The 24,239-nt window shown below is 66.9% G+C and carries 22 protein-coding genes; 10 read left to right on the top strand and 12 right to left on the bottom strand.

Translation table 11 applies throughout. From position 1 onward, the window contains the following. Positions 1 to 64 precede the first annotated feature (64 nt). The gene (locus DWF00_RS26070) at positions 65 to 2,059 is read left to right on the top strand and encodes a potassium transporter Kup (RefSeq protein ID WP_114828281.1); all 1,995 of its coding nucleotides are present in this window, start codon (positions 65 to 67) and stop codon (positions 2,057 to 2,059) included. A 16-nt stretch (positions 2,060 to 2,075) separates the two neighbouring features. On the opposite strand, the gene DWF00_RS26065 is transcribed toward DWF00_RS26070, so the two are convergent. Together DWF00_RS26065 and DWF00_RS26060 are read right to left on the bottom strand one after the other, a co-directional pair. Then, a complete protein-coding gene (locus tag DWF00_RS26065) occupies positions 2,076 to 2,588 on the bottom strand; it encodes an RES family NAD+ phosphorylase (RefSeq protein ID WP_114828282.1) in 513 nt (170 codons plus the stop codon). Further along, the gene (locus tag DWF00_RS26060) at positions 2,581 to 2,952 is read right to left on the bottom strand and encodes an MbcA/ParS/Xre antitoxin family protein (protein ID WP_114828283.1); all 372 of its coding nucleotides are present in this window, start codon (positions 2,950 to 2,952) and stop codon (positions 2,581 to 2,583) included. The genes DWF00_RS26065 and DWF00_RS26060 overlap by 8 nt, the downstream gene beginning before the upstream one ends. A gap of 236 nt (positions 2,953 to 3,188) precedes the next feature. On the opposite strand from DWF00_RS26060, the gene DWF00_RS26055 reads away from it, so the two are divergent. The 3 genes from DWF00_RS26055 to DWF00_RS26045 are packed head-to-tail and all read left to right on the top strand — an operon-like array spanning position 3,189 to position 5,918. Next, complete coding sequence (locus DWF00_RS26055; protein ID WP_210207863.1) at positions 3,189 to 4,283, top strand: ABC transporter substrate-binding protein; 1,095 nt, start codon at positions 3,189 to 3,191, stop codon at positions 4,281 to 4,283. Between the two features lie 11 nt (positions 4,284 to 4,294). Continuing rightward, the gene (locus DWF00_RS26050) at positions 4,295 to 5,107 is read left to right on the top strand and encodes an ABC transporter ATP-binding protein (RefSeq protein ID WP_114828285.1); all 813 of its coding nucleotides are present in this window, start codon (positions 4,295 to 4,297) and stop codon (positions 5,105 to 5,107) included. A gap of 34 nt (positions 5,108 to 5,141) precedes the next feature. Continuing rightward, entirely contained in the window at positions 5,142 to 5,918 is a 777-nt protein-coding gene (locus tag DWF00_RS26045) for an ABC transporter permease (RefSeq protein ID WP_114828286.1), read from the top strand. Positions 5,919 to 6,056: 138 nt separating this feature from the next. On the opposite strand, the gene DWF00_RS26040 is transcribed toward DWF00_RS26045, so the two are convergent. Both DWF00_RS26040 and DWF00_RS26035 read right to left on the bottom strand, forming a co-directional pair. After that, positions 6,057 to 7,127, bottom strand: coding sequence for a sensor histidine kinase (locus tag DWF00_RS26040; RefSeq protein ID WP_114828287.1), 1,071 nt, complete (start codon positions 7,125 to 7,127; stop codon positions 6,057 to 6,059). Positions 7,128 to 7,401: 274 nt separating this feature from the next. Continuing rightward, positions 7,402 to 7,992, bottom strand: a complete 591-nt coding sequence (locus DWF00_RS26035) for an NADPH-dependent FMN reductase (protein ID WP_114828288.1) — start codon at positions 7,990 to 7,992, stop codon at positions 7,402 to 7,404. A gap of 120 nt (positions 7,993 to 8,112) precedes the next feature. Between DWF00_RS26035 and DWF00_RS26030 the strand changes: the two genes are divergently transcribed. Next, the gene (locus DWF00_RS26030) at positions 8,113 to 8,556 is read left to right on the top strand and encodes a very short patch repair endonuclease (RefSeq protein ID WP_245974317.1); all 444 of its coding nucleotides are present in this window, start codon (positions 8,113 to 8,115) and stop codon (positions 8,554 to 8,556) included. 162 nt (positions 8,557 to 8,718) lie between these two features. Here the strand turns inward: DWF00_RS26030 and DWF00_RS26025 are convergent, their stop codons facing one another. The 5 genes from DWF00_RS26025 to gloB form a co-directional block, all read right to left on the bottom strand. Continuing rightward, complete coding sequence (locus DWF00_RS26025; protein ID WP_181832541.1) at positions 8,719 to 10,053, bottom strand: alpha/beta hydrolase family protein; 1,335 nt, start codon at positions 10,051 to 10,053, stop codon at positions 8,719 to 8,721. A gap of 211 nt (positions 10,054 to 10,264) precedes the next feature. Continuing rightward, a complete protein-coding gene (locus DWF00_RS26020; protein ID WP_114828291.1) occupies positions 10,265 to 11,230 on the bottom strand; it encodes a Bug family tripartite tricarboxylate transporter substrate binding protein in 966 nt (321 codons plus the stop codon). A gap of 419 nt (positions 11,231 to 11,649) precedes the next feature. Continuing rightward, positions 11,650 to 12,426: a GNAT family N-acetyltransferase gene (locus DWF00_RS26015; protein WP_114828292.1), complete on the bottom strand. Its 777-nt coding sequence runs from the start codon at positions 12,424 to 12,426 to the stop codon at positions 11,650 to 11,652. Then, the gene (locus tag DWF00_RS26010) at positions 12,423 to 12,887 is read right to left on the bottom strand and encodes a cupin domain-containing protein (RefSeq protein ID WP_114828293.1); all 465 of its coding nucleotides are present in this window, start codon (positions 12,885 to 12,887) and stop codon (positions 12,423 to 12,425) included. The genes DWF00_RS26015 and DWF00_RS26010 overlap by 4 nt, the downstream gene beginning before the upstream one ends. 167 nt (positions 12,888 to 13,054) lie before the next feature. Further along, positions 13,055 to 13,819, bottom strand: coding sequence for a hydroxyacylglutathione hydrolase (gene gloB, locus DWF00_RS26005; RefSeq protein ID WP_114828294.1), 765 nt, complete (start codon positions 13,817 to 13,819; stop codon positions 13,055 to 13,057). 132 nt (positions 13,820 to 13,951) lie between these two features. Between gloB and DWF00_RS26000 the strand changes: the two genes are divergently transcribed. The 4 genes from DWF00_RS26000 (at position 13,952) to DWF00_RS25985 (ending at position 19,077) form a co-directional block, all read left to right on the top strand. Then, complete coding sequence (locus DWF00_RS26000; RefSeq protein WP_114828295.1) at positions 13,952 to 14,749, top strand: class I SAM-dependent methyltransferase; 798 nt, start codon at positions 13,952 to 13,954, stop codon at positions 14,747 to 14,749. A gap of 108 nt (positions 14,750 to 14,857) precedes the next feature. Continuing rightward, positions 14,858 to 15,811, top strand: a complete 954-nt coding sequence (locus tag DWF00_RS25995) for an acetyl-CoA carboxylase carboxyltransferase subunit alpha (protein ID WP_114828469.1) — start codon at positions 14,858 to 14,860, stop codon at positions 15,809 to 15,811. Positions 15,812 to 16,202: 391 nt separating this feature from the next. Beyond that, positions 16,203 to 17,633 (top strand): L,D-transpeptidase family protein, encoded by a 1,431-nt coding sequence (locus tag DWF00_RS25990; RefSeq protein WP_245974315.1) that lies wholly within the window; start codon positions 16,203 to 16,205, stop codon positions 17,631 to 17,633. A 529-nt stretch (positions 17,634 to 18,162) separates the two neighbouring features. Next, the gene (locus DWF00_RS25985) at positions 18,163 to 19,077 is read left to right on the top strand and encodes a TorF family putative porin (protein WP_181832542.1); all 915 of its coding nucleotides are present in this window, start codon (positions 18,163 to 18,165) and stop codon (positions 19,075 to 19,077) included. A gap of 350 nt (positions 19,078 to 19,427) precedes the next feature. Here the strand turns inward: DWF00_RS25985 and secA are convergent, their stop codons facing one another. Continuing rightward, positions 19,428 to 22,211, bottom strand: coding sequence for a preprotein translocase subunit SecA (gene secA, locus DWF00_RS25980; protein WP_114828297.1), 2,784 nt, complete (start codon positions 22,209 to 22,211; stop codon positions 19,428 to 19,430). 340 nt (positions 22,212 to 22,551) lie between these two features. Here secA and DWF00_RS25975 point away from each other — a divergent pair, with 340 nt between their 5' ends. Further along, on the top strand, positions 22,552 to 23,418 hold the full coding sequence (locus tag DWF00_RS25975) for a peptidylprolyl isomerase (protein ID WP_114828298.1): 867 nt from the start codon (positions 22,552 to 22,554) through the stop codon (positions 23,416 to 23,418). Positions 23,419 to 23,577: 159 nt separating this feature from the next. Here the strand turns inward: DWF00_RS25975 and DWF00_RS25970 are convergent, their stop codons facing one another. Together DWF00_RS25970 and DWF00_RS25965 are read right to left on the bottom strand one after the other, a co-directional pair. After that, positions 23,578 to 23,961, bottom strand: a complete 384-nt coding sequence (locus tag DWF00_RS25970) for a helix-turn-helix domain-containing protein (protein WP_114828299.1) — start codon at positions 23,959 to 23,961, stop codon at positions 23,578 to 23,580. A gap of 9 nt (positions 23,962 to 23,970) precedes the next feature. Continuing rightward, positions 23,971 to 24,225 (bottom strand): type II toxin-antitoxin system RelE family toxin, encoded by a 255-nt coding sequence (locus DWF00_RS25965; protein ID WP_114828300.1) that lies wholly within the window; start codon positions 24,223 to 24,225, stop codon positions 23,971 to 23,973. Positions 24,226 to 24,239 lie beyond the last annotated feature (14 nt).

The following is a 24,239-nucleotide window of genomic DNA, read 5'->3' as shown; positions in this document are numbered from 1 at the left end:
CGTGCCGCTAGGCTTGTGTTAGAGGCCCCGGCCTTTCGCTGCACCGCAGCACCCGTGGAGACCCATGATGGGGCATGACAACCCGAATCCGCCGGCCGCAGGCGCGGGGGATTCACGTTTCGGCCTCGAAGACGGGCACGGCACGCAGCAAGGGCACTCCACGGCGAGCTATGCGGCGCTGGCGCTGGGCGCGCTCGGCGTCGTCTATGGCGACATCGGCACGAGCCCGCTCTACGCGCTGCGCGAGACCATCCTGGCGGCGACCGGCGCTGCCGCGGGTGGCCATGGCGGCGGTGCGGAAGTGGCGTTCTCCGGCCCGCTGCCGCGCAGCGTCGTGATCGGCGTGCTCTCGCTGATCCTCTGGTCGCTCGTCGTCGTGGTGACGCTGAAATATGTCGTTTTGCTGTTGCGGGCCGACAATAACGGCGAGGGCGGCACGCTGACGCTGGTCGCCCTGGCGCAGCGGGCGCTCGGGCGGATGCGCGGCGGCGTAGTGCTCTTCCTCGGCATGGCCGGCGCTGCGCTGTTCTATGGCGATGCGGTGATCACGCCGGCGATCTCGGTGCTCTCGGCGGTGGAGGGGCTCAAGCTCGTCACGCCCTATTTCGACCAGTACGTCGTCTCGATCGCCTCGGCGATCCTGATCCTGCTGTTCCTGGTCCAGAGCCGGGGCACGGCGAGCGTGGCCAACTTCTTCGGCCCGGTCATGTTCGTCTGGTTCCTGACGCTGGCCGGGCTCGGCATCTACCATATCGCCGACGACCTCAGCGTCTTCGCCTCGGTGAACCCCTATCACGGCCTGCATTTCTTCTTCGAGCATCCAGGCCTGTCGCTGGCGGTGCTCGGCTCGGTCTGCCTGGCGGTGACGGGCGCCGAGGCGCTCTATGCCGACATGGGCCATTTCGGCCGCGGGCCGATCCGCTCGGCCTGGCTCTACCTCGTCTTCCCGGCGCTCTGGCTCAACTATCTCGGGCAGGGCGCGCTGATCCTCTCCGACCCGACGGCGATCGACAACCCGTTCTACAAGCTGGCGCCGGAAGGGCTGATCCTGCCGCTGGTGATCATGGCCACCGTCGCGACGATCATCGCCAGCCAGGCGGTGATCACCGGGGCCTTCTCGCTGACCCGGCAGGCGATCCAGCTCGGCCTGTTGCCGCGGCTCGAGATCAGGCACACCTCCGAGCACACCTCGGGGCAGATCTACATCCCGCGCATCAACATGATCCTGCTGATCGTGGTGCTGATCCTGGTCTGGAGCTTCCGGACCTCGTCCAACCTGTCGCATGCCTATGGCATCTCGGTCTTCGGCGCGATGGTGGTCGATTCGCTGCTGGCCTGGATCGTGATCAGCAAGGGCTGGCGCTGGAGCACATGGGCGACGGCCGCCGTGATCGGCCCGTTCCTGATCATCGACGTCGCCTTCTTCTCGGCCAACATGCTGAAGCTGCTCAGCGGCGGCTACGTGCCGGTGATGCTGGCCGTGATGCTGGTCGTGCTGATGGCGACCTGGGTGCGCGGCACCAAGATCCTGTTCGACAAGACCCGCAAGACCGACGTGCCGCTGCTCGAGCTGGTCGGCATGCTGGCGAAGAGCCCGCCCTACCGGGTCAAGGGCATGGCGGTGTTCCTGACCAGCGATCCTGAGACCGCGCCGGCCTCGCTGCTGCACAACCTGAAGCACAACAAGGTGCTGCACGAGCGCAACGTCATCCTGACCGTGCGCTCGGCCGACACGCCGCGCGTGCCCGAGGAGGAGCGGGTGCGCCTCTCGCGCATCACCGACGATTTCTGGCGGGTCGAGATGATCTACGGCTACATGGAGAGCCCGAACGTGCCCAAGGGCCTCGCCATGCTGCGCAAGCAGGGCTTCAAGTTCGACATCATGTCGACCTCGTTCTTCCTGTCGCGCCGCTCGATCAAGGCCTCGCCGCAATCGGGCATGCCGATGTGGCAGGACAAGCTCTATATCAGCCTGACCAAGAGCGCGACCGACGCCACCAGCTTCTTCCAGATCCCGACCGGGCGCGTGGTCGAGGTCGGGACGCAGGTGACGGTGTAGGGCCGGGGCGCTCGGCTCAGCGCCACGATTGCGGCCCTTTCGGCAGACGGCCTTCCGGATCGATCACCTTGACCTGCGGGGCAGCAGGCTCGTTCCAGTGCCAAAGGGCGACGCACGAGCCGCCTCGCGACATATGCGAAGGGTAGATCAATCCGTGGAAGCCGCGTTCGCGCAAACGCCGCGCGGCTTGATGGGTCGGCGGTATCTCTCCCGCGCCCAGTAGCGCGCGCCAAGCGCTGCCGTGAAGGTCGGCGGGGAGGCCGAATTCCCGGGCCGCATCGTCCCTGGTGAGGTCGGCGAGCTTCGCGCCGGTCACGACGAGCTGCGCGATCAGCGCGGGATGCTGGACGAAGCCTTGATTGTACTCCGCCCAAGCCGTCGAGAGCTCGCGGGCGGCATAGAGGCAGGGCTGGCCGACCTCGTTCCAGCGCCCGCCATAGCGGGCCGCGCCTTCGCCGGACAAGGGAGCGTAGGACCAGCGCGGAACATAGGCGCGCCAGAGGATGAGCTCGGCCAGCGAGTCAGGCATAGACGCCGGCGCGCACCGATTCCAGGTAGTCTAGCACCTTGCCGGCCTTGCCCTCGCGGACGAGGTCAAACGCCGTCTTGCCGCCCCAACCGGGCAGCGGCTGGTGCTTGAACCAGATCGCGGCTCGGTCTTCGTCGCCGGCCATCTCGGCCGCCATCGCCAGGACCCGGACGAGGGGGCTCAAAGCCGTGTCGACGCGGCGCGCACCGGTCTTGGCGGTCAGCGTCGTGCGGGCGACACCGATCAGCCCCGCCAGCTCCGAGAGGGTGACGCCGAGCTTCTCGGACACCCGCCGGGCCGAAAGATAGGGCTGGCCGGCCTCGCGAAAGGCGGCTGCCGTCAATTCCAATGCGGCTGAAGCCATGACGTGGATCCTGCACAGATTGATCAGTCCTTCGTCAATCTGTGCTTGAATTGCGTCACGTTCAAGACTTGGCGTCAACCGGCTTGCTGAGCGAGCTCCGGCTCATTGTCGGGCGATTGCTCAAGCATCCTAAAGCGCGAACAGTTGTGCCCAGAAAATGGGCAGCAATAGCGCGCCCCTCGATTGACCGCCCATAGGCCGGCCTTTAGCGTCGGCCGTCACAAACAAAATGGGGAATGGCTGAGATGATTGGCGCGGTGCGGTCTGTTGTGTCGGGTTTGGCGCGAACCAGGCGCGAGGCTCTCTCATCCGGGATCGGTGCCGCGCTGAAGACCCTGGCCCTCGGCGGCGCGCTTGCCCTCGTCTCCCCGCTCTCGGCTGCGGCGCAGACGCCGGTCAAGTTCACGCTCGACTGGGTGTTCCAGGGGCCGACCTCGCCCTTCCTCGTCGCGCTGGAGAAGGGTTACTACAAGGCCGAGGGGCTCGACGTCACCATGGACCCCGGCCAGGGCTCGGCCGGCGCGGTCCAGCGCGTCGCCACCGGCGCCTACGACATCGGCTTCGCCGACGTGAACTCGCTGATCGAGTACAACGTCAAGAATGCCGGCAAGGAGATCCTCTGCGTCTTCATGGCCTATGACTTCCCGCCCTTCGGCGTGCACGCGCTGAAGAAGAGCGGCATCACCAAGCCCGCCGACCTCGCCGGCAAGAAGCTCGGCGCGCCGGTCTTCGACGCATCGTTCCGCCTCTTCCCCGCCTTCGCCAAGAAGGTCGGGCTCGACGCCAAGACCGTCACCCATGTCAACCTGACGCCGCAGCTGCGCGAGCAGTCGCTGGCCCAGGGCACGGTCGACTTCATCTCCGGCCACTACTTCTCGTCGATCCTCGACCTGAAGGCGCGCGGCGTCGCGCAGGCCGACGTCGTCTCGTTCAACTACAGCGATTTCGGCATGGACGTGTATGGCAACGGCATCATCGTCTCGCCCGAGATGGCCGCCAAGCCGCAGGTCGTCACCGGCTTCCTGCGCGCCACCGCCAAGGCCTGGAAGGAAGTCGCCGCCAATCCGGCCCTCGGCATCGCCGCCGCCAAGAAGCGCGACCCGCTGATCGACGATGCGCTGGAGACCGAGCGGCTCAACATGTCCCTGAAGATGAACGTGCTGACGCCCTTCGTGAAGGAGAACGGCATGGGCGATGTCGACCCGGCGCGCTTCGCCCGCTCGGTGGTCGACGTCGCGGATGCGTTCGGCCTGCCCTCGGCGCCGGCGCCGGACAAGGTCTTCACCAGCAAGTACCTGCCGCCCAAGGCCGAGCGCATGGTCGCGCCGTAAGCGGCCGCCTGATGCCCGACCCGCTTTCCCCTTCGGACGCAGCGCCGCTCGTCGAGCTGCGCCAGGTCAGCCTTGCCTATGGCAGCGGCACCGGGCGCATGCTGGCGCTGGAAGACGCGACGCTGAGCATCGCCAAGGGCGAGTTCATCGCCGTGGTCGGCCCCTCCGGCTGCGGCAAGTCGACCCTGATGAAGCTCGTCACCGGGCTGCTGCCGCCGACCAGCGGCGAGATCCGGGTGCATGGCGCGCCGGTCAAGGGGCCGATCCGCGGCGTCGGCATGGCCTTCCAGGCGCCGACGCTGATGCCCTGGCGCACGACGCGCGACAACATCCTGCTGCCGCTCGAAGTGGTCGAGCCGCATAAGCGCCGCTTCCGAGCCAACAAGGCGGAGTATGTCGCGAAGGTCGAGGCGCTGCTCGCCTCGGTCGGCCTCGGCGGCTTCGGCGACAAATACCCCTGGCAGCTCTCAGGCGGCATGCAGCAGCGCTCCAGCCTGTGCCGCGCGCTGGTGCACGAGCCGGAAATCCTGATGCTGGACGAGCCCTTCGGCGCGCTCGACGCCTTCACCCGCGAAGAGCTCTGGGGCGTGATGCAGAAGCTCTGGCTGGAGCGGCGCTTCACCGCCGTGCTGGTCACGCACGACCTGCGCGAGGCGGTCTACCTTGCCGACACCGTCTACGTGATGAGCCGGCGGCCGGGGCGCATCGTCAAGCTGCGCAGGATCGAGCTGCCGCGCCCGCGCACGCTGGAGACGACCTTCGAGATCGAGTTCGTCGACATCGTGCACGAGTTGCGCGAGCGCATCCACCTGGAGCATGCGTGATGCCCTCCCAGGCTCTGTTGGGAGCTCCAAGACGATGAGCGACACGCAGCGCCGCCTGCTCCTGATCGCCATGCCCTGGCTCGCCATGGCGACGCTCCTGATCCTGTGGGAGCTCGCCTGCATCGTCTTCCAGGTGCCGGAGATCCTGGCGCCGAAGCCGACGCGCATCTTCGAGGTGATGGTGCTGCGCTGGGACATCCTGCTGAAGTTCTGCATGGAGACCTTCGTCACCACGGCGATCGGCTTCGTGCTGGCGATCGGCTTCGGCCTGCTGCTCGGCCTCGCCGTCGGCGCCTCGCCCTTCATCTATTCCGGGCTCTACCCGCTGCTGATTGCCTTCAACGCCGTGCCCAAGGTCGCGCTGGTGCCGATCCTGATGATCTGGCTCGGCGTCGGCGCGCTGCCGGCGGTGATCACCGCCTTCGTCATCAGCTTCTTCCCGATCGTCGTGAACGTCGCGACGGGCCTGGCGACGATCGAGCCCGAGATGCGCGACGTGATGCGCTCGCTCGGCGCGAGCCAGTGGGAGATCCTGACCAAGGTCGGGGTGCCCCGCGCCATGCCCTATCTCTTCGCCAGCCTGAAGGTGGCGGTGACGCTGGCCTTCATCGGCTCGGTGATCTCCGAGACCGTCGGCGGCAATCGCGGCATCGGCTTCCTGATGCTCTCGGCGGGCGCGCGCAACGACTCCGCCACGACCTTCGCCGGCCTGTTCTCGATCGCGATCATGGGCGTGCTGATGTACGCCGCCTGCGCGCTGGTCGAGCGCCGCATGACCCGCTGGGCCTTCCGCGGGGAGATCGTGACGTAGGTCGCGAACCCGGCCCTTGTCAAAGAGTGAGAGCGTGATGTCGTCCGAAAGCCGGTTCCCACTTTTCGGCATCATGCTCTGAGGGCAGCTGGCGACCCAATTCGGGCATCATGCCGAATGGCCGGACCGCTCCAGACCTCAAACGGCCTGCGCCTGCTCAAGCTCGCCCTCACCGTGCTCGGGGTCGGGCGTGTGAGAGATCGAAATCCTGGTACCAGAGCTGTCGCTGACGACCTCGATGCGCGCCTGCAACTGCTTGCAGAGCGCTTCGACGATGCTGGTACCGAGACCAGCTTTTGCAAGGTCTGGACCAGGCGGCATGCCGACGCCGGTGTCGGCGACAGACAACGTCCAAGCGTCTCCTTGCGAGCGATAGTCCACGCTGATCGTGCCGCCGTGATCTTTTGGAAACGCATGCTTGATCGCATTGATCACCAGTTCGGTGACGATCAGGCCCAAACTGACGGAGATGTCGGCGTTGACGTGGCTGTCGTCGACGCTGACCTGCAGGCTCAGCAGATCCGGGTGATGGATCACCGACGCGCTCAGGCTTTGGCAGAGCTGCTTGAAATAAGTGCGCAGCTCCACATCGGCCAAGCCCGATGTGGAGAGCTGTTGCTGCAGGGCGGCGATCGACATCACCCGGCCATGCGCGCTCTGCAGATGGCTTCGCGTCTCTTCAGACCGAACCTTGCGGGCGTCCTGAAGCAGCACGCTCGCGATGATTTGCAGGCTGTTGGCGACCCTGTGCTGAAGCTCCTGCAACAGGACGGCCTTTTCCCGCAGCAGGTCATCCTTGAGCTTTTCATTGCGGCGCGCTTCCGTGACGTCGCTGACTGCCAGGAGCAGGCGCACCTTCTCATCCTGACCGTAGCTCAACTTCCGGGCGTTGAGCAGCAGCAAGCGCTTCTGGCGATGCGCTTCATTCAACTCCATCTCGTAGGCATCGATCTCGGCCTGGCCATCGGCTGTGGCGACGAGAAGCGAGCGGAGTTGGCGGATATTCCATTCTCCCGATCCCAGGTCGAACAACTGACGCCCCGGCACGGTCGCGGCGTCGATGCCGAATGTCCGGCAGAAGGAGGTGCTGGCCGCGATGACGTTGAGGTCACCGTCGAGAAGAAGCAGCGGCGTGGTCGAGGTGGCAATCACAGCCAAGGTAAGGCTGAGTGCGGCCTCTTCACGATGTTCGGGAGTGCGGGCAGCCATAGCTGTCCCTTCATGTACGTCGGAGGCTCGCGGAGCGAAAGCCATACCCGACATAACAACGCAACGCGGAGTCTTGCTGGGGCCCGACGCGAGCGGCACCATAGCACGCAATCTGGGGCGTAGCTCACAAAAGATGGGCGTCTTGGGGGGCGCCTGCGCCCTAAATCACGCCAGCACCCGGTCAAAATGGGACGCTCGGCGAGCCGGCGACCAACTTCGCCTCTCCACCCATTTGCAGAAGCTCCCATCCATGGGCTTCATGTCTCGCGCTCGTTCAGTAGGGCGGCGCCTTGCGCCCGCGCTGCGTCTTCGCGGCTTCCGTCCACCATGCCAGGTCGTCGGCGAAGCGGCCGAAGGCGCGCTCCAGCGACTTGCCGGCCGGGCCGGTCGGGACGCCTTCGGCATCCAGGGTCTCCGAGATCGGCCCGACCGTGAGCGAGCTGGAGATCACGACCATGCCCATCTCCGACAGCGTCGCGTGCCAGGCGGAGTTCGAGCGGGCGCCTGAGAGGCGGCCGGCGGAATAGCTGGCGATGGCGGCGGGGCGCCAGAACCATTCCTCGAGGAAATGGTCGGTGAGGTTCTTCAGGCCGGGCTGGACGCCCCAGTTATACTCGCCGGTCACGAACAGAAACGCGTCGGCGCCGCGGATCTTCTCGGCGAGCTCCTCCATCGCGGCCGGGGCCGAGCCCTTCGGATACTCCTTGTACATGCGGTCGAGCATCGGCAGGTCGACGGCCTTGGCGTCGATCAGCTCGACGTCCGCGCCGCGCTGCGCCAGCCCCGAGGTGATGTAGTCGGCGAGGCGGATGCCCATCCGGTCGGACCGGTAGGAGCCGTAGAAAACGAGAATGCGGTCAGCCATCGGCTCTCTCCATGTCGCGCAGCCGCATCAGGATCGCATGCGGCCTGACGGGCCGGCAACCGATCGTTCCGGGCAGGTATCGGGTGGTTCGGACCCGCCCGGATGGGCGAGACAGGCTCCATGAGAACTCACGAGCCAGCTAGCGACTTTGCGGCCCAGCCGCTCCCGCCCGTCTCCGCTGCGACGCGCAAGGTGATGCAGGCCAATCGCCGCCGCGACACCGGCCCCGAGCTCAAGGTCCGGCGCTTCCTGCATGCGCGCGGCTACCGCTTCCGGGTCGATTACGGCAGGCTGCCGGGGCGCCCGGACGTGGCGCTGCCGAAGCACCGCCTCGCGATCTTCGTGCATGGCTGCTACTGGCACCGCCATGGCTGCGGGCGCGGCGGGCAGCCCAGGACCAACGCCGAATTCTGGCAGGCGAAGTTCGACCGCAACGCCGACAGGCACGAGCGCAACGCGGCGGCGCTGCGGCAGCTTGGTTGGCGGGTGGTGGTCGTCTGGGAATGCAGCCTGCGCGATGTCGAGGGGGCGATGGCGCCGGTGTTGGCGCTGCTCCGGGCGTGAGCGTCCGTGGAGGTGGGTGAGACGCTCGTCGACCTGCCCTGGCCGCCGCCTAAATCGCCGTAAGTCCTACCGGACGCGGCGTGGCGATCTAGAGCCTTGTTATTGCGTCGGATTTTTCCGAAAACAGGACTCCGCTTTTCGGTCCGATGCTCCAAAGGGGCGTCAAGCCAACGTCTTATCGAGCCAGTTGAACACGCGCAGGTCCCTGAGCCCGTACCCCGCCGGCTCGCAGTGCAGGTCCGCCCCGTCGGAGGCCGAGAACGGGACCAGCGTCTTGGGACAGGTCAGGAGATCGTGGAGTCGACCCGATTGCCCGGGCCAGAACGCTTCGTTGGCTGGCGCGGTGATCAGCATCGGACACTCGATCTTCCCGATGACGTCCGTGAGGTTATAGTCCATCGTCGCCTTGAAGGCCTCGTAATACGAGGTCACGCCATAGGGCCTCATGCGGAAGACCAGGGAATTCTTGGTGGCCGGGTCCAGCATCTTGGCCATGTAGCCATCGAACTCGTCCTTGCGGCCCGCCTTCAGGAGCTCCAGCATCGGCGGCGGCAACGAGGCGGTCCACGATGCCGAGACGTCGACCACGCCCGGATCTGCGATGGCGGCTGCGATCCTTTTCTCAAAGGCGAGGGCGCGCGGAACCCAGTACCCGCCCTGGCTGATGCCCTGGATTGCGATCCTCTTCGGATCGACGCCCGCGCGGCTCAGGGCGAAGTCGACGACCGGCGTGATGACATGCTCCCAATCCGGCCGGAAGCTGAGGCCCTGCTTCCAGAGGGCGTAGCCCTGCCCGGGCCCGTCGAAGGTGAGGCAGTCATAGCCGCGGGCTACCGCTCCCGCCGCGCCCGTCATCCACATGTCGAGGGCGGCGCCGTCGCTGCCGTTGACGAGGATCAGCAGGGGGCGCTTTTCGTTCGCGCTCTTTCCGCGGAAATAGAAGCCGCGCAGGGCGATGCCCTGATAGGGAATGCTGACCTGCTCGATCGGCGGATCGAACAAGGCGAGCGATTTCAGCCAGCAATCATCCATCAACTGCCAGGCCGTCGTGATCCGCGCAGGATCTCCGGATCCGTCCGCGAAGTAGGTGGCGCTGTCGTAGAAATTCTGCGCCCAGAGATAGGCCTGCCGGGCACTTTCGACATGGCCGCCGCTGGCGGAATCCTCGGCTATGGCGCGGGCTTCATGGCCCGCCGCGATCAGGGCCTGGTAGGCGCTCTCGAAGTTGCCGTCTTCGATCTGCCTGATGAGGTAGAGGATCTTGCCGACGTTTCCGCCCTGGTGGTAGGCGCGCCCGAGGCTCGTCAGGAAGACGAATTCGAAGGCCGAGTTCTTGAAGAAATAGGTGGCCTGATGAGCCCCCGAGGGGGTGGTGGGCAGGTTGGTCGGTTGCTGCGCGCCGCCTTGGGCTTGTGCGGCGGCCTGCTTGGCAGTCGCTCCGGCGCCAAGCCCGGCTACGGCCATTCCGAGGCCGAACTGCTTCCTGGTCAGCGTCATGGCCGAAATCCCCGGATACCTGCCGTATGGACACCGAGGCATTTGTTAGCACCAACGCCTTCGTCGGGCTAGGTTCGCCGGATCGGCGCGCGGGCGCGCGCCGCCACGAAATCATCCGGCATCCACGTTGGGAATCATGCAGGACGGATTTTATAAGCCGGCAAATATCGGTCGAGCGCGAGGCGGACCAAGCCGCCCCGCGTTCCCGTCCTCAGCCCTTCGTCAGGCCGAGGTCCTTCAGCACGGCGTTGCCGCGCTCGGTGAAGGTCTTCACATAGGCGTCGAACTCGCCGGGCTTGTCCCAGACCGGCGTGATGCCGCGGTCGATCATGCCCTTGCGGACGTCCTCGCGCTGCATCGTGCGCTGGGCGGCGTCGAACAGGATCTTGCGGCGGTCGGCCGGGACGCCCTTGGGCGCGGCGAGCGCGAACCAGTTCTCATAGGTCCAGTCGAGCCCGACTTCCTTGGCGCTGGGCACGTTGGGGAAGCTGGGATGGCGCTCGTTGGTCATCAGCAGGATGGTGCGGACGCGGCCGGCGTCGAGCATCGCCTTGGCCTCGATCGGCGAGCCGGTGAAGACGGTGATGCCGCCGGCGACGAGGTCCTGCAGCGCCGGGGCGCCGCCATTGCTCGGCACCCAGCGCACCGCGTCCGGCGCGATGCCGGCGGCTTTCAGGATGCCGCCCGAGGCGATGTGCCAGGAGCCGCCGACGCCGGTGCCCGACGCCATCAGCGCGCCCTTCGGGCCGTCCTTCACGGCCTTGAGATAGTCGGCGACAGTCTTGTAGGGGCTGTCGGCCTTGACCGTGATGCCGGCCGGGATCAGCGAGAGCCGCGAGAACAGGTCGATGCTCTCGGGCGTGAGCTCGCCGAGGCCGAGGCTCTTGTAGAACGAGATCTCGGGGCTGGCGCCGCCGATGGTGTAGCCGTCCGGCGTCGCGGTGGCGATGAAGGTGTGGCCGGTGAGGCCGCCGCCGCCGGTGCGGTTGATGACGTTGACCGGCTGCTTGAGCTCGGCCTCGAGCCCGTTGGCGAAGATGCGCATCACCGAGTCCATGCCGCCGCCGGCGGCCCAGGGCACGATCAGCTGCACCGGGCGATCGGGAAACGCCCAGGAGGGCGCGGCCGAGGCGAGCATCGCCACGACTGCCAGGGTGGCTTTCGCAAAATTCTTCATGTGACCTCCCACGTATTCACGGGCCGCTCTCGGGCGGCCTCGCTGGAATGGGTAGAGCTTGGCGCAGGGGGCGGCAAGCGTTCAAGGGAAAATGTATGCAAGATTTCGGAGGGGTGGATTGTCGAAGGAAGGCCTGGTGGATGCGTGGCCTGAAAGGCTCGGAAGGGATCAGCCGGGCCCGTTCGCGGTCCATACAAAGCAGGGTTGCATCGTGGTGCTGATGCGACCGGGAGCAGGCGCGGGGAACCCTCTCCTGTAAGGAGAGGGCAGGGTGAGGTGTCGGCCGCTGGACCAGTGAGACTGAACGAAGGCGGCGGTTAGCTCACCGCTGCGGTGTCTAAGGGCCGACACCTCACCCCCACCCCTCTCCTTACAGGAGAGGGGCTCCCGCGCTCTTTATCGGAGGAGGCGGCGGCCTCTCACTCCAATATGCGCGTCTCGTAGCCGTAGAGGCGGCGGAAGCCGAGGCCGGCATAGAGCTTGATCGCGGCATCGTTGGTCTGGCCGACCTGGAGGTAGGAGGTCTGCGCCTCCATCAGCCTGGCCCAGCTCATCAGGCCGGTGATCAGCCGGCGGCCGAGGCCGTGGCCGCGATGGTTGGGGTCGACGATGACGGAGCCGATCTCGGCCATGCCGCGCTCGGCCACGCTCATGCCATAGGCGACCGGCTCGCCGGCGAGCAGCAGGGTCGCGAAGGCGGCTGGTAGCCGCACCTTCTCGATGATGGCCGCAAGATCGGCCTCGTTGCGCTTGTCCGGCGACTGGTGGGAGGAGACGCCGGCGATCCAGTCCCGGCTCGGCCGGGCCTCGATCTGGAGGTCGGGCTCGATGAGCGGCTCCAGGCCGGCAAGGTTGGCGACCAGGCCGAAGGACGCGTCCTTGAGCTGGTAGCCGCGCGCCAGGACGCGCTTGCGCGTCTCCTCGCCGATCAGCGGCGTCAGCCGGATGCTCGGCGGCAGGCCGTCGGCGCGGTAGAGTTCCTCGATCAGCGCCAGCGTGGCGTCGTCGAGCTCGGCGCCGGGCCGGAGCGGCGAGGCGGAATTGGCGCGGCCGGAATAGCCGCTGGCGAAGCGCACGACCCAGTCGTCGATCAGCAGGGTCGAGGGCGAGGGCCAGGCGTTGACGACGCGGCGCTCGCATTCGAGCACCAGCGCCGGATCGTTCGGGGCGTCAGCGATCAGGGGATGGGGCGTCATTTCGCGCCTCCGGGCTGGCGCGGCTGCGGCCGCCAGCCGCTCGGCGCCATCTCGAAGCCCGCGAAGGCGAAGCCGGGCGCGACGGTGCAGCCGACCAGGGTCCAGGCGCCGAGCGAGGTCGCGCTCTGCCACCAGCCGGCGGGCACGACGAATTGCGGGCGCTGGCCGGCCTTGAGGTCGGTGCCGAGATGATGGGCCGAGGCGTCATGGCCATTGGGCGAGACGCTGATCACGAGTGGCGCCCCGGCATAATGGTGCCAGATCTCGGCGGCGTCGACGCGATGCCATTCCGAGGTCTCGCCGGTGTCGAGCAGGTAGTAGATCGCAGTCGAGAAGCTGCGGCCCTCCGGCCCGGCCTCGTCGCGAAAAGTCTCGCGGTAATGGCCGCCTTCGGGATGCGGCTTGAGGTCGAGCAGGCGGATCACCTCCGCCGCGGTCAATCCGTCGAGCTGTGGGGGCATATGTTTCTCACCAATTCTAGACCCTCAGCCCTCACCCTGAGGAGCCGCTTTGGCGGCGTCTCGAAGGATGAACCAGCTCGCGGTGACAGCGCCCTCTGGAGCATCCTTCGAGACGCGATCTGCGATCGCTCCTCAGGATGAGGGCTAAGGGTGCCTCCAACGGTTTCTCAGAACTTGTTCTTGGCTTCGCGCAGGGCGGCGAAGACCTCGTCTGGCTGGGCGCCAATGAGCCCAACGGAGGCGGCGAGCGCACCCTCGGACGAGCGGAAGAACGGGTTCGTCGCCTTTTCCTCGCCGACCGTGGTCAGGGCCCAGAAGCGGCCTGCCGCCTTGGCCTTCTCCGCCTCGGCGACGCGCGCCTGCAAGGCGGCGTTGGCCGGGTCCATCGCGATGGCGAAGCGGGCGTTGGAGAGCGTGTAGTCGTGGCCGGTGATCAGCTTGGTCTCGTCGGGCAGCGTCTTGATGCGCGCAAGCGAGCTCCACATGGCGCCCATCTGGCCGGGCTGGACGCGGCCGCAGCCCATGACGAAGACGACGTCGCCGACGAGCGCGAGCTTCGTCTGCACGCCGACATAGCTGAGATGGCCCTCGGCATGGCCGGGCGTGTGCCAGAGGTCGAATTCGAAGCCGCCGAGCGAAACGCGGTCGCCCTGCGCGACGATGGTGTCGACCGGCGCCTGGCTTGCGGAATCGGCCGGGCCGTAGACGGTGGCGCCGGTCGCCTGCTTCAGCTCGGCGACGCCCTGGGTGTGGTCGAAATGGGCGTGGGTGATGAAGATGTCGCTGATGATCCAGCCCTTCTCCTCGGCCGCAGCCAGGACCTGGGCGGCGTCGGGGACGTCGACCGCGGCGCAGGCCTGCGTCGCCGGGTCGCGGATCAGGGCTCCGGCATTGTCGCTGAGCGTGCGGAAGACGTGGATGTCGAGGGACATGGAGGGCTCCGGGAAGGGCGGTCGCTGGCAAACTGATGGGGCATGACCCGGTTCCGATCAAGCACGGTGGCGTCTGCCGCTGTTGCGGTTCGCCCCCTTGCCTTCGCGCCTGCCGCATTCCATGTCCGTGGCATGGCTCTCGATGTCGTCGACCTGCGCGCCTTCTATGCCAGCCCTCTTGGCCATGTGGCGCGCCGCTTCATCGGCCGGGCGATGCTGCGCCTATGGCCGGATTGCGGGCGCCAGCGCCTGCTCGGCCTCGGCTTCGCGACGCCTTACCTCTCCGTGCTCGGAGCGGGAGCCGAACGCGTGCTCGCCTTCATGCCGGCGGCGCAGGGCGTGGTGAACTGGCCCTCGGAGGGGCTTTCGGCCTCCGCATTGGTCGAGCCGACGCTGCTGCCGCTGCCGACCGCCTCGATCGACCGCGTCGTGCTGGTGCATGCGCTGGAGGAGACCGAGAGCCCCGACGACCTGCTGGAGGAGGTGGCGCGCGTGCTCAGCCCGGGCGGCCGTGTGCTGGTGGTCGCGCCCAATCGCCGCGGTCTGTGGGCCCGGATGGATGCGACGCCCTTCGGCTATGGCCGGCCGTTCAGCCGCTCGCAGCTGGAGGCGCTGATGCGCGGGGCGACGCTGGCGCCGGAGAACTGGGCCGAGGCGCTCTACGTGCCGCCGCTGCGGGGCCGCCTGTTCATGCGCTCGGCGCCGGCCTGGGAGCGGCTCGGCTCCAGCCTGTCGCTGCCCTTCGCCGGCGTGCACGTCATCGACGCGACCAAGCAATTCTACCAGCGCGCGCCCCTGCGCGCGACGCGGCGCAGCTTCGCCTTCCGGCCGGTGCTGCTGCCGCAGGCGACGCCGACGCCAACGCCCAGGATCGCACCCAGGATCGCGCCGCGCGCCGGCGGGCCGCCCGAAACCGGCTCGCCGGGTTGACAATTTCGGCGCGGCGCGGCCAAGGTCCGCCGCTTTTTCGCGCCCCCTCGACTACACCCGTCCGTCGCGTTCGCGCGGGACGATGGCGCGGACCAGAACTGGATGACGATGCGAAGCTACCTTGATTTCGAGAAGCCTGTCGCCGAGCTGGAGGCCAAGGCGGATGAGTTGCGTGCCCTCGACGGGAAGGGCGACGGCTATTCGCTCTCCGAGGAGATCGGCAAGCTCGACGCGAAGGCGAGCCAGGCGCTCAAGGAGATCTACGCGGCGCTGACGCCCTGGCAGAAGACGCTGGTGGCGCGCCATCCGCAGCGGCCGCATTTCAGCGACTACTGCGCCCGGCTGATCACCGAGTTCACGCCGCTGGCGGGCGATCGCGGCTTCGGCGAGGACGAGGCCATCGTCGGCGGCTTCGGCCGCTTCCGCGGCGAGCCGGTCTGCGTGCTCGGCCAGGAGAAGGGCAACAGCACCGAGACCCGCATCCGGCACAATTTCGGCATGCCCAAGCCGGAAGGCTACCGCAAGGCCGTGCGCCTGATGGAGATGGCCGACCGCTTCGGCCTGCCGGTGCTGAGCTTCGTCGACACGGCCGGCGCCTATCCCGGCATCGAGGCGGAGGAGCGCGGCCAGGCCGAGGCGATCGCGCGCTCGACCGAGGCCTGCCTCGGCCTGCGCAGCCCGAGCGTGGCGCTGGTGATCGGCGAGGGCGGCTCGGGCGGGGCGATCGCGATCGCCGCCATGAGCAAGGTCATGATGCTGGAGCACGCGATCTATTCGGTGATCTCGCCGGAGGGCGCGGCCTCGATCCTGTGGCGCGACACCGCCAGGGCGCAGGACGCCGCGACCGGCATGAAGATCACGGCGCAGGACCTGCTGCGCTTCGGCATCATCGACCGGATCGTCAGCGAGCCGACCGGCGGCGCCCACCGCGACCCCGAGATGGCGATCACGCGGGCCGGTGATTCGATCGCCGCCGCCCTGTCGGACATGGCCGGGCTCTCGCAGGAGGAGCTCGTGGCGCGGCGCGAGGACAAGTTCCTGGCGATCGGCCGCAACCTCTGAGGACGTCCCGAGCCCTCAATCCAGAGCGCGCGGGGAACCCCTCTCCTGTAAGGAGAGGGGCAGGGGTGAGGTGTCGGCCCTTTGACGCTGTAGCCGTGAGCTAACCGCGGCGCTGTTTCAGCTCCACTGGTGTTCTGGCCTACACCTCACCCTGCCCTCTCCTTACAGGAGAGGGTTCCCCGCGGGCTCTGGATGAGGGCTGTGCTTTTTTTGAACTGGTCCCGAGCCTGGCGCAGGCTTAACCCCCGCTTCACCATATGGCCACAAATGAGACCGTTGTGGTAAGGAACGTTCAAGGCTAACGCTTCTACAACGGTGGGGCACGGCACAATTTCGCCGTCTTGCGTGGTACAAGGTCTGTGACGACCGCTTGATCGATGGGATCGACGACGTGGCAATAAGACACTTCGCCCTCGTGGCGCTCGTTGCTTTGACCTTGGGCGCCTGCGAGGAGGACCGCTATCGCGGTTCGGCCCGCCACTACATTCCGATTCCGTCGGCCACCTACACGCTGATGTCCGAGAAGGGCATGAGCAAGGACCAGCCGATCCTGATCCGCTCCTACAAGAAGGAGTCGGAGCTCGAGGTCTGGAAGAAGCGCGGCGACGGCAAATACGCCCTGCTCAAGACCTTCCCGATGTGCCGCTGGTCGGGCCAGCTCGGCCCGAAGGTGCGCGAGGGCGACCGGATGTCGCCGGAAGGGTTTTACGCCATCACCCCGGCGCAGATGAACCCGAACTCGTCCTATTACGTCTCGTTCAACATGGGCTATCCCAATGCCTATGACCGCTCGTATGGCCGCACCGGCTCGAACCTGATGGTGCACGGCGCCTGCTCCTCGGCCGGCTGCTACTCGATGACCGACGACCAGATCGGCGAGATCTACGCCCTGGTGCGCGAGGCCCAGAATGCCGGGCAGAAGGCCGTGCAGATGCAGGCGCTGCCCTTCCGGATGACGCCGGAGAACCTCGCCAAGCATAGGCTCGACCCGAACATCGCCTTCTGGAAGAACCTGAAGGAAGGCACCGATTATTTCGAGGTCGCCAAGGACGAGCCGGCTGTCGGCGTCAATGGCGGGCGCTACGTCTTCAACGGCGGCAGTGGCGGCGACGTTGCTGTCGCCCAGAAGCGCCGCGACGACGACGCGCAGGTCGCAGCGCTCGTCGCCAAGGGCACGCCGGCGATCAAGCTGGTCTATGACGACGGCGACCAGCACCCCTCGTTCAAGAGCACGCTGATCGCCAGCGGCTCCGACTCGCTCAACCGTTCCGTCTCCTGGGCTTCGCGCGATGTCGGCGTCAGCCGTCCAGACGCGCTGACCATCGGCCCGCGCGTCGTCGTGCTCGACGACAAGGGCAAGGCGAAGGCGACCATCCGGGCCGATTCGGCCGATAACGACGCGGTTCTCGCCGCTGTCGCCGCCGCGGCGGCTGAACCTGCGGCCAAGCCCGAGCCGGCCAAGCCCGCCGTGGCCGAGCCGAAGCCCGTGGCTTCTGCCGCGACGCAGGTCGCCAAGGTTTCGCCGGGCGCCGGCCAGCAGGCTCCGGTGGCGGCCAGCCTCGCCGCCGCTCCGGCCCCGGCCCCGCAGGCGGCCGAGGACAACCGGCCGTTCTACCAGCGCGCTCTCGGCTTCGTACCGCTCATCGGCGGCTCGTCGCAGGCGGCTGCGCCCGCCGAGGACGCGGCCCCGGTCGCCTCCGTCGTTCCGGCAGCGCCGACCAGCGTGCGCGCACCGCTGCCGCCGCGCCGCTCCGACAGCCTGCGCACGACGCAGCTCGACCAGCCGGCCGCCGCCTATTCGAGCCAGACCGCGATTCGCTGAAGCCGTTTGGTACTTCTACTGGCGTGGCCATCCGACGCGGCTGTCTGCGCTTCCGGTGCTCACGGACATGAAGTCCGCTGCGCTCCGGTTCTCGACAACCACGCCAATCGAGTCACGCCAGCGAAGTCTCAAGCGGTTTCTGAAGCCTATTCGCCGCCGCTTTGGCCTGTAACCATGCGCGCCTCTGTGGAGCTTGCTCCGCAGAGGCGTCGCTGTTTTCAGGCATTGCTTGCCACTGTTGGCTGCCGACTCAGCGCCGCTACGGCCCATCCGAACGCTCGGCTTTGGTTCCACTTGGGACTTGGCTGATGGGGTAGCGGCTTTTCCCCGCGTGATGAAAATGCCACAACCACTCGCTTTGTCGGCCAAGCTTATTTAGCGGGCGTCAAAACAAGGCGTTGACCACGGTTTTGCCTATTTGTTGAGCGTCCTGCCAAAAAGCTCGTCTTGCCGAAAATGGCGTTCAGCCGCCTTGATTGTGACCGAAAGGCGGCGATTGCGCCTGGTTCGATTTTCGACGGAGCTGATGATGGCCTTCGACTTCCTTCGCTACTCGCTGACCGGCGCGGCCGTGTCGTTCGCCGTGATGGCTGGAGCTGCCCAGGCCTCCGACCTGCCCAGCAAGAAGGGCGCGCCCCCGGTTCCGGTCGTGCCGAGCGTCGTCTGGATCGACGCCGCCTTCAACGCGAAGGTGATGACCGACTATAACTTCCGCGGCATCTCGCAGACCGACCGCAAGCCCGCAGTGCAGGGCGGCGTCGAGCTGCAATTCTACGACAACCTGTTCTATGCCGGCGTCTACGCCTCGAACGTCGACCTCGCCACCAAGCCCCCGGCCGAAGTCGACTTCTACGGCGGTATCCGCCCGAAGTTCGGCCCGGTGACCTTCGATTTCGGCGTGTGGCAGTACTACTACCCGAACGAGAAGCAGTTCATCGACACGTTCGGCGTCTACTGGACCCCGAAGAACACCGACTACACCGAGGTGTACGGCAAGGTGTCGTATAACTACGAGGACAAGCTGACGGTCGGCGCCAACGTCTTCTACGCCTGGGATTGGCTCGGCACCGGCGCGCAGGGCACCTACGCCTCGGTGACCGCGAAGTACGCCCTGCCCTTCCTCGAAGGCCTCTCGGTCTCCGGCGAGTTCGGCCATTACTGGCTCGGCACCACCAACCTGGCGATCTGGTCGACGGTTCCCGCGACCGACCTGCCCGACTACAACTACTGGAACGCGGGCGTCTCCTACACCTGGAAGAACCTGACCGCCGACCTGCGCTACCACGACACCGACCTGTCGAAGAAGGAGTGCTTCCTGCTGACGGCCGATCCGCGCGGCGTCAACAACGGCACGGCCAGCTCGAAGTGGTGCAACCCGACCGTCGTCGCCACGCTCTCCTTCGACATCACGGCGAGCAGCCTCGGCGTCTTCTCGGCGAAGTAAGCGCCTGACATAACCCGGATATGGAGAAGGCCGCTCGCGAGAGCGGCCTTTTTCGTTTTCGTGTCGACGCTTTGGGGACGCGCCGCTTCTCTTCCTTCTCCCGGATGGGAGAAGGCGCCCCCGGTAGGGGCGGATGAGGGCCCGCCGTACAATCCAGTGACGCTGACCGGAGCCGCGGTTAGGTGACTACTACAAACGTCTGGCGGCGGGCCTCACTCCTGCCCCTCTCCCATTCGGGAGAGGGGTTCCCCGCGCCAGCCTTCGCCATGCGGACGGATTTTTCAGCGCAAACGAAAAGGGCTCCAGTCATCGACTGGAGCCCTTTTCAATAACCGACGATGCGTGTCGCCTCAGGCGTACTGCCCGTGGCAGTGCTTGAACTTCTTGCCGGAGCCGCAGGGGCAGGCTTCGTTGCGGCCGACCTTGCCCCAGGTCGAGGGATCGTCCGGGTTGCGCTCGGCGACGGCGAGGTCGCCGTCGATCGCGGCATATTGCAGGCCGCTGCCGGAGGACGCCCCGTACTCGCTGGCGAAGCCGAGCGGCGGCGCCTCCTGTGGCGGCAGGCTGCCCTCGTCGGGCGCGTCGAAGCGGACCTCGATGCGCATCAGGTTGCCGGTGACCTGCTCGCGCAGATGGCCGATCAGCCCGTCGAAGAGCTCGAACGCCTCCTGCTTGTACTCGTTCAGCGGGTCGCGCTGGGCATAGCCGCGCCAGCCGATGACCTGGCGCAGGTGGTCGAGCGTGACGAGATGCTCGCGCCAGAGATGGTCGAGCGTCTGCAGCAGGACCTGCTTCTCGATATAGGTCATCACCTCTTCGGTGTTGCGGGCGATGCGGTCGGCGTAAGCGTCGTCGGCGTGGGTGCGGATGCGCTCGCGCAGCTCGGCATCGGCGATGCCTTCCTCCTTGGCCCAATCCTCGATCGGCAGGTCGAGGTTGAGATAGGTCAGCACGTCCTCGCGCAGGCCGGCAGCGTCCCATTGCTCGGCATAGGCCTCTTCCGGGATGCGGCGGGTGACGGTGTCCTCGACCACGCCATGGCGCATGTCGTCGATGGTCTCGCGCACGCTCGGCAGGCTCATGAACTCGCGGCGCTGCTCGAACACGACCTTGCGCTGGTCGTTCATGACGTCGTCGTATTTCAGGATGTTCTTGCGGATGTCGAAGTTGCGCGCCTCGACCTTGCCCTGCGCCTTCTCCACCGCCTTGTTGATCCAGGGATGGATGATGGCCTCGTCCTCCTTGAGGCCGAGGCGCTGCAGCATGCCGTCCATGCGGTCGGAGCCGAAGATGCGCATCAGGTCGTCCTGCAGCGACAGGAAGAACTTGGAGCGGCCGGGATCGCCCTGGCGGCCGGCGCGGCCGCGCAGCTGGTTGTCGATGCGGCGGCTCTCGTGGCGCTCGGTGCCGACGATGTAGAGACCGCCGGCCTTGATCACGCGCTGCTTGAAGTCGATGACCTCGGCGCGGATCTCGGCGGCGCGGGCGTCGCGCTCCGGGCCTTCCTCCATGCCGGCGAGGTCGTGGCGGATGCGCATCTCGGCATTGCCGCCGAGCTGGATGTCGGTGCCGCGGCCGGCCATGTTGGTGGCGATGGTGATGGCGCCGGGCACGCCGGCCTGGGCGACGATATAGGCCTCCTGCTCGTGGAAGCGGGCGTTCAGCACGGCGAAGGAGTTCGAGGGCGTGCCGGCGCGGGCGGCGGCGTAGATCGGCTCCAGCGCCGTCTGGTCGCTGAAGTCGATGAGCTTGAAGCCCTCCTTCTCCAGCATCTCGGCGATGAGCTCGGAGCGCTCGATCGAGGTGGTACCGACCAGCATGGGCTGGCCGCTCTTCTGCGCCTCCTTGATCTCGCGGATGACGCCGCGGACCTTCTCCTCGAAGGTGCGGTAGACCTCGTCATCCTCGTCGAGGCGGGAGATCGGGACGTTGGTCGGGATCTCGACGACTTCGAGCTTGTAGATCTGGAAGAACTCGTCGGCCTCGGTCGCGGCCGTGCCGGTCATGCCGGCGAGCTTCTTGTAGAGGCGGAAATAGTTCTGGAAGGTGATCGAGGCCAGCGTCTGGTTCTCGGGCTGGACGGTGACGTGCTCCTTGGCCTCGAGCGCCTGGTGCAGGCCCTCCGAATAGCGCCGGCCCGGCATCATGCGGCCGGTGAACTCGTCGATGATCACGACCTCGTCGTTGCGGACGATGTAGTCCTTGTCGCGCTGGAACAGGGTATGCGCCCGCAGCGCCTGGTTGACGTGGTGGACGAGCGTGACATTCTGGGCGTCGTAGAGGTCGCCCTCCTTGAGCAGGCCGGCCTCGCGCAGCAGCTGCTCGATATGCTCGTTGCCGGCCTCGGTCAGCGAGACCGCCCGCTGCTTCTCGTCGACCTCGTAGTCGGTCTTGACCAGGCCCGGCAGGATCTTGTCGATCGTCACGTAGAGGTCGGACTTGTCGTCGAGCGGGCCGGAGATGATCAGCGGCGTGCGGGCCTCGTCGACCAGGATCGAGTCGACCTCGTCGACGATCGCGAAATGGTGGCCACGCTGCGACATCTGCGAGACGTCGTATTTCATGTTGTCGCGCAGGTAGTCGAAGCCGAACTCGTTGTTGGTGCCGTAGGTGATGTCGGCGGCGTAGGCGCGCTGGCGCTCCTCGTCCTCGATGCCGTGGACGATGATACCGGTGCTGAGGCCGAGGAAGCCGTAGAGCTGGCCCATCCACTCGGCGTCGCGGCGGGCGAGGTAGTCGTTCACGGTGATGACGTGGACGCCCTTGCCTTCGAGCGCGTTGAGATAGGTCGGCAGGGTCGCGACCAGGGTCTTGCCTTCGCCGGTCTTCATCTCGGCGATGGAGCCCTCGTGCAGTACGATGCCGCCGATGAGCTGGACGTCGTAGGGGCGCTGGCCGAGCACGCGCTTGGCGGCCTCGCGCACCGTGGCGAAGGCCGGCACGAGCAGGTCGTCGAGCTTGGCGCCGTTGGCGAGCTGCTGGCGGAACTCATCGGTGCGGGCGCGCAGCGCTTCGTCGCTGAGCGCGCTGACCTCGTTTTCGAGCGCATTGATCGCCGCCACACGGGGGGCGTAGCCCTTGACGCGCCGGTCGTTCGACGAGCCGAAGAGTTTCTTTGCGAGCGCGCCAAGCATATCTGGCCTTCTTTCGGTGCCTGGCCCCGGCGGCGCATGGTCATGATCCTGCGCCGGCGGAGCCGGATTATCTCAATTCGACCGCGTGTTTAGACGCGTGCGGTTGCGGGGTCCAGCGTTGCCTTGCCGAGGCCGGCACGCGGATCACGCGGCATGGTTCGCACGCCATGTGGGGTTTTCCGGGGCATGTGCCAAGAGCGCCGCCCCAAGAGCCGCGGCGCAGCGTCGCAAACCCGCGTGAGCGGACCGTCCTGGCGGCGCGATCGCCTTGCCTTTGCCGCGTTCAACTGGCAGGGAGCGCTGAGCAAAACATTCCGGACATCAACAAAAGGCCGTCCCGATGACATTGTCCCGTCTCGCCCTGCTGCCGCTCGGGCTCGCGCTGGCCGCCGCGCCCCTCGCTGCCCTGCCGGCGCTCGCCCAGCAGGACAAGGTCGTCGCCAAGGTCGACGGCATGAACATCACCGAGCGCGACCTGACCAGCGCCACCGAGGACCTGCAGGAGCGGCTCGCCCAGCTCCCCGAGGAGCGCAAGCGCGACGAGCTGGTCAATTTCCTGGTCGACCTCAAGCTCGGCGCCAAGGCCGCCGCCGCCGCCAAGATCGCCGAGACGCCGGAATTCGCCTCGCGCCTCGCCTATATGCGCGACAAGCTCCTGCTCGACGAATACATCTCGCGCGAGTCGAAGAAGGCGGTGACGCCCGAGGCCGCCAGGAAGCTCTTCGACGACACCGTCAAGACGATGGCGCCCGAGGAAGAGGTGCATGCACGCCACATCCTGGTCGAGGACGAGGCCAAGGCCAAGGAAGTCGCCGAGCGCCTGAAGAAGGGCGAGGATTTCGCCAAGGTCGCAGCCGAGCTCTCGAAGGATCCCGGCTCCGGCAAGGAGGGCGGCGACCTCGGCTGGTTCACCAAGGAGCGCATGGTCCCCGAGTTCGCCGAGGCCGCCTTCAAGCTCGAGAAGGGCCAGGTCTCCGACCCGGTGAAGAGCCAGTTCGGCTGGCACGTGATCAAGCTCGAGGACAAGCGCAGCAAGCCGCTGCCGAAGTTCGAGGAGGTCAAGCCGCAGATCGACCAGTACCTGGAGCGCAAGGCGCAGCAGGACATCGTCGTGGCGCTGCGCGAGAAGGCCAAGATCGAGCGGCTGGACAAGCCTGCGGCTCCGGCGCCCGCTGCCCCGGCACCGGCCGAGCCGAAGAAGCCCTGAGCGGCTGTTTGTGAATTCTACTGGCGCGGCCGCTTGGCACGGCCGTCTGCGCTTCCGGTGCTAACGGACCAAAGTCCGCTCCGCTCCGGTTCTCGACAGCCGCGCCAATCGACACACGCCAGCGAATTCTCAAAAGGCCTCTGTGCGGGCCAGCGGGGTTTACTCCGCTCGCGGGATCAGATCGTCGACCGTGACCTTCAGCGCGTCGGCGATCTTCTTCATCGTCTGGAGCGTGCCCTCGCGCTTGCCGGTCTCGATCTGCGACAGATAGGACTGGGCGATGCCGGCCTTCTCTGCGAGCGCGCTGGCGGTGAGGCCGCGATGCTCGCGCCAGACGCGGACGACGTTTTCGCCCGCCAGGATGCGATCGACCATTTCCGAGGGGACGAACTCTTCCTCGCCGGCGGCGAGGCGGCGCTCGAAGCGGGCGATGGCTGAGATGTCGGCAGCATCTTCGGCTGCCTCAACCAGAGCCTGATATTCCGCCTCTGGCAGGACGACGAGCCGTTCGCCCGTGGGTGAGGTGATGATCTGGGCGCCCATTTGTCCCTCCTAGTCGTAAGCCGAGCCGCGCGGGGCGACCCGGACGATGAGTATCACCTGCCCATCCTCCGAGAATACGACGCGCCAATCCCCAACCCGAAGGCGGTAGTATCCAGGCTCTCCCTTGAGGGCCTTGACGTTGTTCGCCAGCGATGACGGCTCGGCGGCGTATTGCTCGACCTTCGCCCGGATGGTGGCAGCGATGTTCGCCGGTATGCGCTGAAGCGTCTTGATCGCGTCCCTGCTGTAGGTGATCCGCTTCACTGCTCGCGTATAGC

Origin of the sequence: Allobosea caraganae (assembly GCF_003351345.1) — a bacterium.
GTDB classification, from domain to species: domain Bacteria; phylum Pseudomonadota; class Alphaproteobacteria; order Rhizobiales; family Beijerinckiaceae; genus Allobosea; species Allobosea caraganae.
The sequence above is the reverse complement of the archived record's forward strand: the minus strand, read 5'-3'. Positions and strand labels throughout refer to the sequence as shown.

Bases quoted from the DNA above. Each gene is read 5' to 3' on its own strand.
- DWF00_RS26070 (WP_114828281.1), top strand. From the start codon at position 65: ATGATGGGGCATGACAACCCGAATCCGCCGGCCGCAGGCGCGGGGGAT.
- DWF00_RS26065 (WP_114828282.1), bottom strand. From the start codon at position 2,588: ATGCCTGACTCGCTGGCCGAGCTCATCCTCTGGCGCGCCTATGTTCCG.
- DWF00_RS26060 (WP_114828283.1), bottom strand. From the start codon at position 2,952: ATGGCTTCAGCCGCATTGGAATTGACGGCAGCCGCCTTTCGCGAGGCC.
- DWF00_RS26055 (WP_210207863.1), top strand. From the start codon at position 3,189: ATGGCTGAGATGATTGGCGCGGTGCGGTCTGTTGTGTCGGGTTTGGCG.
- DWF00_RS26050 (WP_114828285.1), top strand. From the start codon at position 4,295: ATGCCCGACCCGCTTTCCCCTTCGGACGCAGCGCCGCTCGTCGAGCTG.
- DWF00_RS26045 (WP_114828286.1), top strand. From the start codon at position 5,142: ATGAGCGACACGCAGCGCCGCCTGCTCCTGATCGCCATGCCCTGGCTC.
- DWF00_RS26040 (WP_114828287.1), bottom strand. From the start codon at position 7,127: ATGGCTGCCCGCACTCCCGAACATCGTGAAGAGGCCGCACTCAGCCTT.
- DWF00_RS26035 (WP_114828288.1), bottom strand. From the start codon at position 7,992: ATGGCTGACCGCATTCTCGTTTTCTACGGCTCCTACCGGTCCGACCGG.
- DWF00_RS26030 (WP_245974317.1), top strand. From the start codon at position 8,113: ATGAGAACTCACGAGCCAGCTAGCGACTTTGCGGCCCAGCCGCTCCCG.
- DWF00_RS26025 (WP_181832541.1), bottom strand. From the start codon at position 10,053: ATGACGCTGACCAGGAAGCAGTTCGGCCTCGGAATGGCCGTAGCCGGG.
- DWF00_RS26020 (WP_114828291.1), bottom strand. From the start codon at position 11,230: ATGAAGAATTTTGCGAAAGCCACCCTGGCAGTCGTGGCGATGCTCGCC.
- DWF00_RS26015 (WP_114828292.1), bottom strand. From the start codon at position 12,426: ATGACGCCCCATCCCCTGATCGCTGACGCCCCGAACGATCCGGCGCTG.
- DWF00_RS26010 (WP_114828293.1), bottom strand. From the start codon at position 12,887: ATGCCCCCACAGCTCGACGGATTGACCGCGGCGGAGGTGATCCGCCTG.
- gloB (WP_114828294.1), bottom strand. From the start codon at position 13,819: ATGTCCCTCGACATCCACGTCTTCCGCACGCTCAGCGACAATGCCGGA.
- DWF00_RS26000 (WP_114828295.1), top strand. From the start codon at position 13,952: ATGGCTCTCGATGTCGTCGACCTGCGCGCCTTCTATGCCAGCCCTCTT.
- DWF00_RS25995 (WP_114828469.1), top strand. From the start codon at position 14,858: ATGCGAAGCTACCTTGATTTCGAGAAGCCTGTCGCCGAGCTGGAGGCC.
- DWF00_RS25985 (WP_181832542.1), top strand. From the start codon at position 18,163: ATGGCCTTCGACTTCCTTCGCTACTCGCTGACCGGCGCGGCCGTGTCG.
- secA (WP_114828297.1), bottom strand. From the start codon at position 22,211: ATGCTTGGCGCGCTCGCAAAGAAACTCTTCGGCTCGTCGAACGACCGG.
- DWF00_RS25975 (WP_114828298.1), top strand. From the start codon at position 22,552: ATGACATTGTCCCGTCTCGCCCTGCTGCCGCTCGGGCTCGCGCTGGCC.
- DWF00_RS25970 (WP_114828299.1), bottom strand. From the start codon at position 23,961: ATGGGCGCCCAGATCATCACCTCACCCACGGGCGAACGGCTCGTCGTC.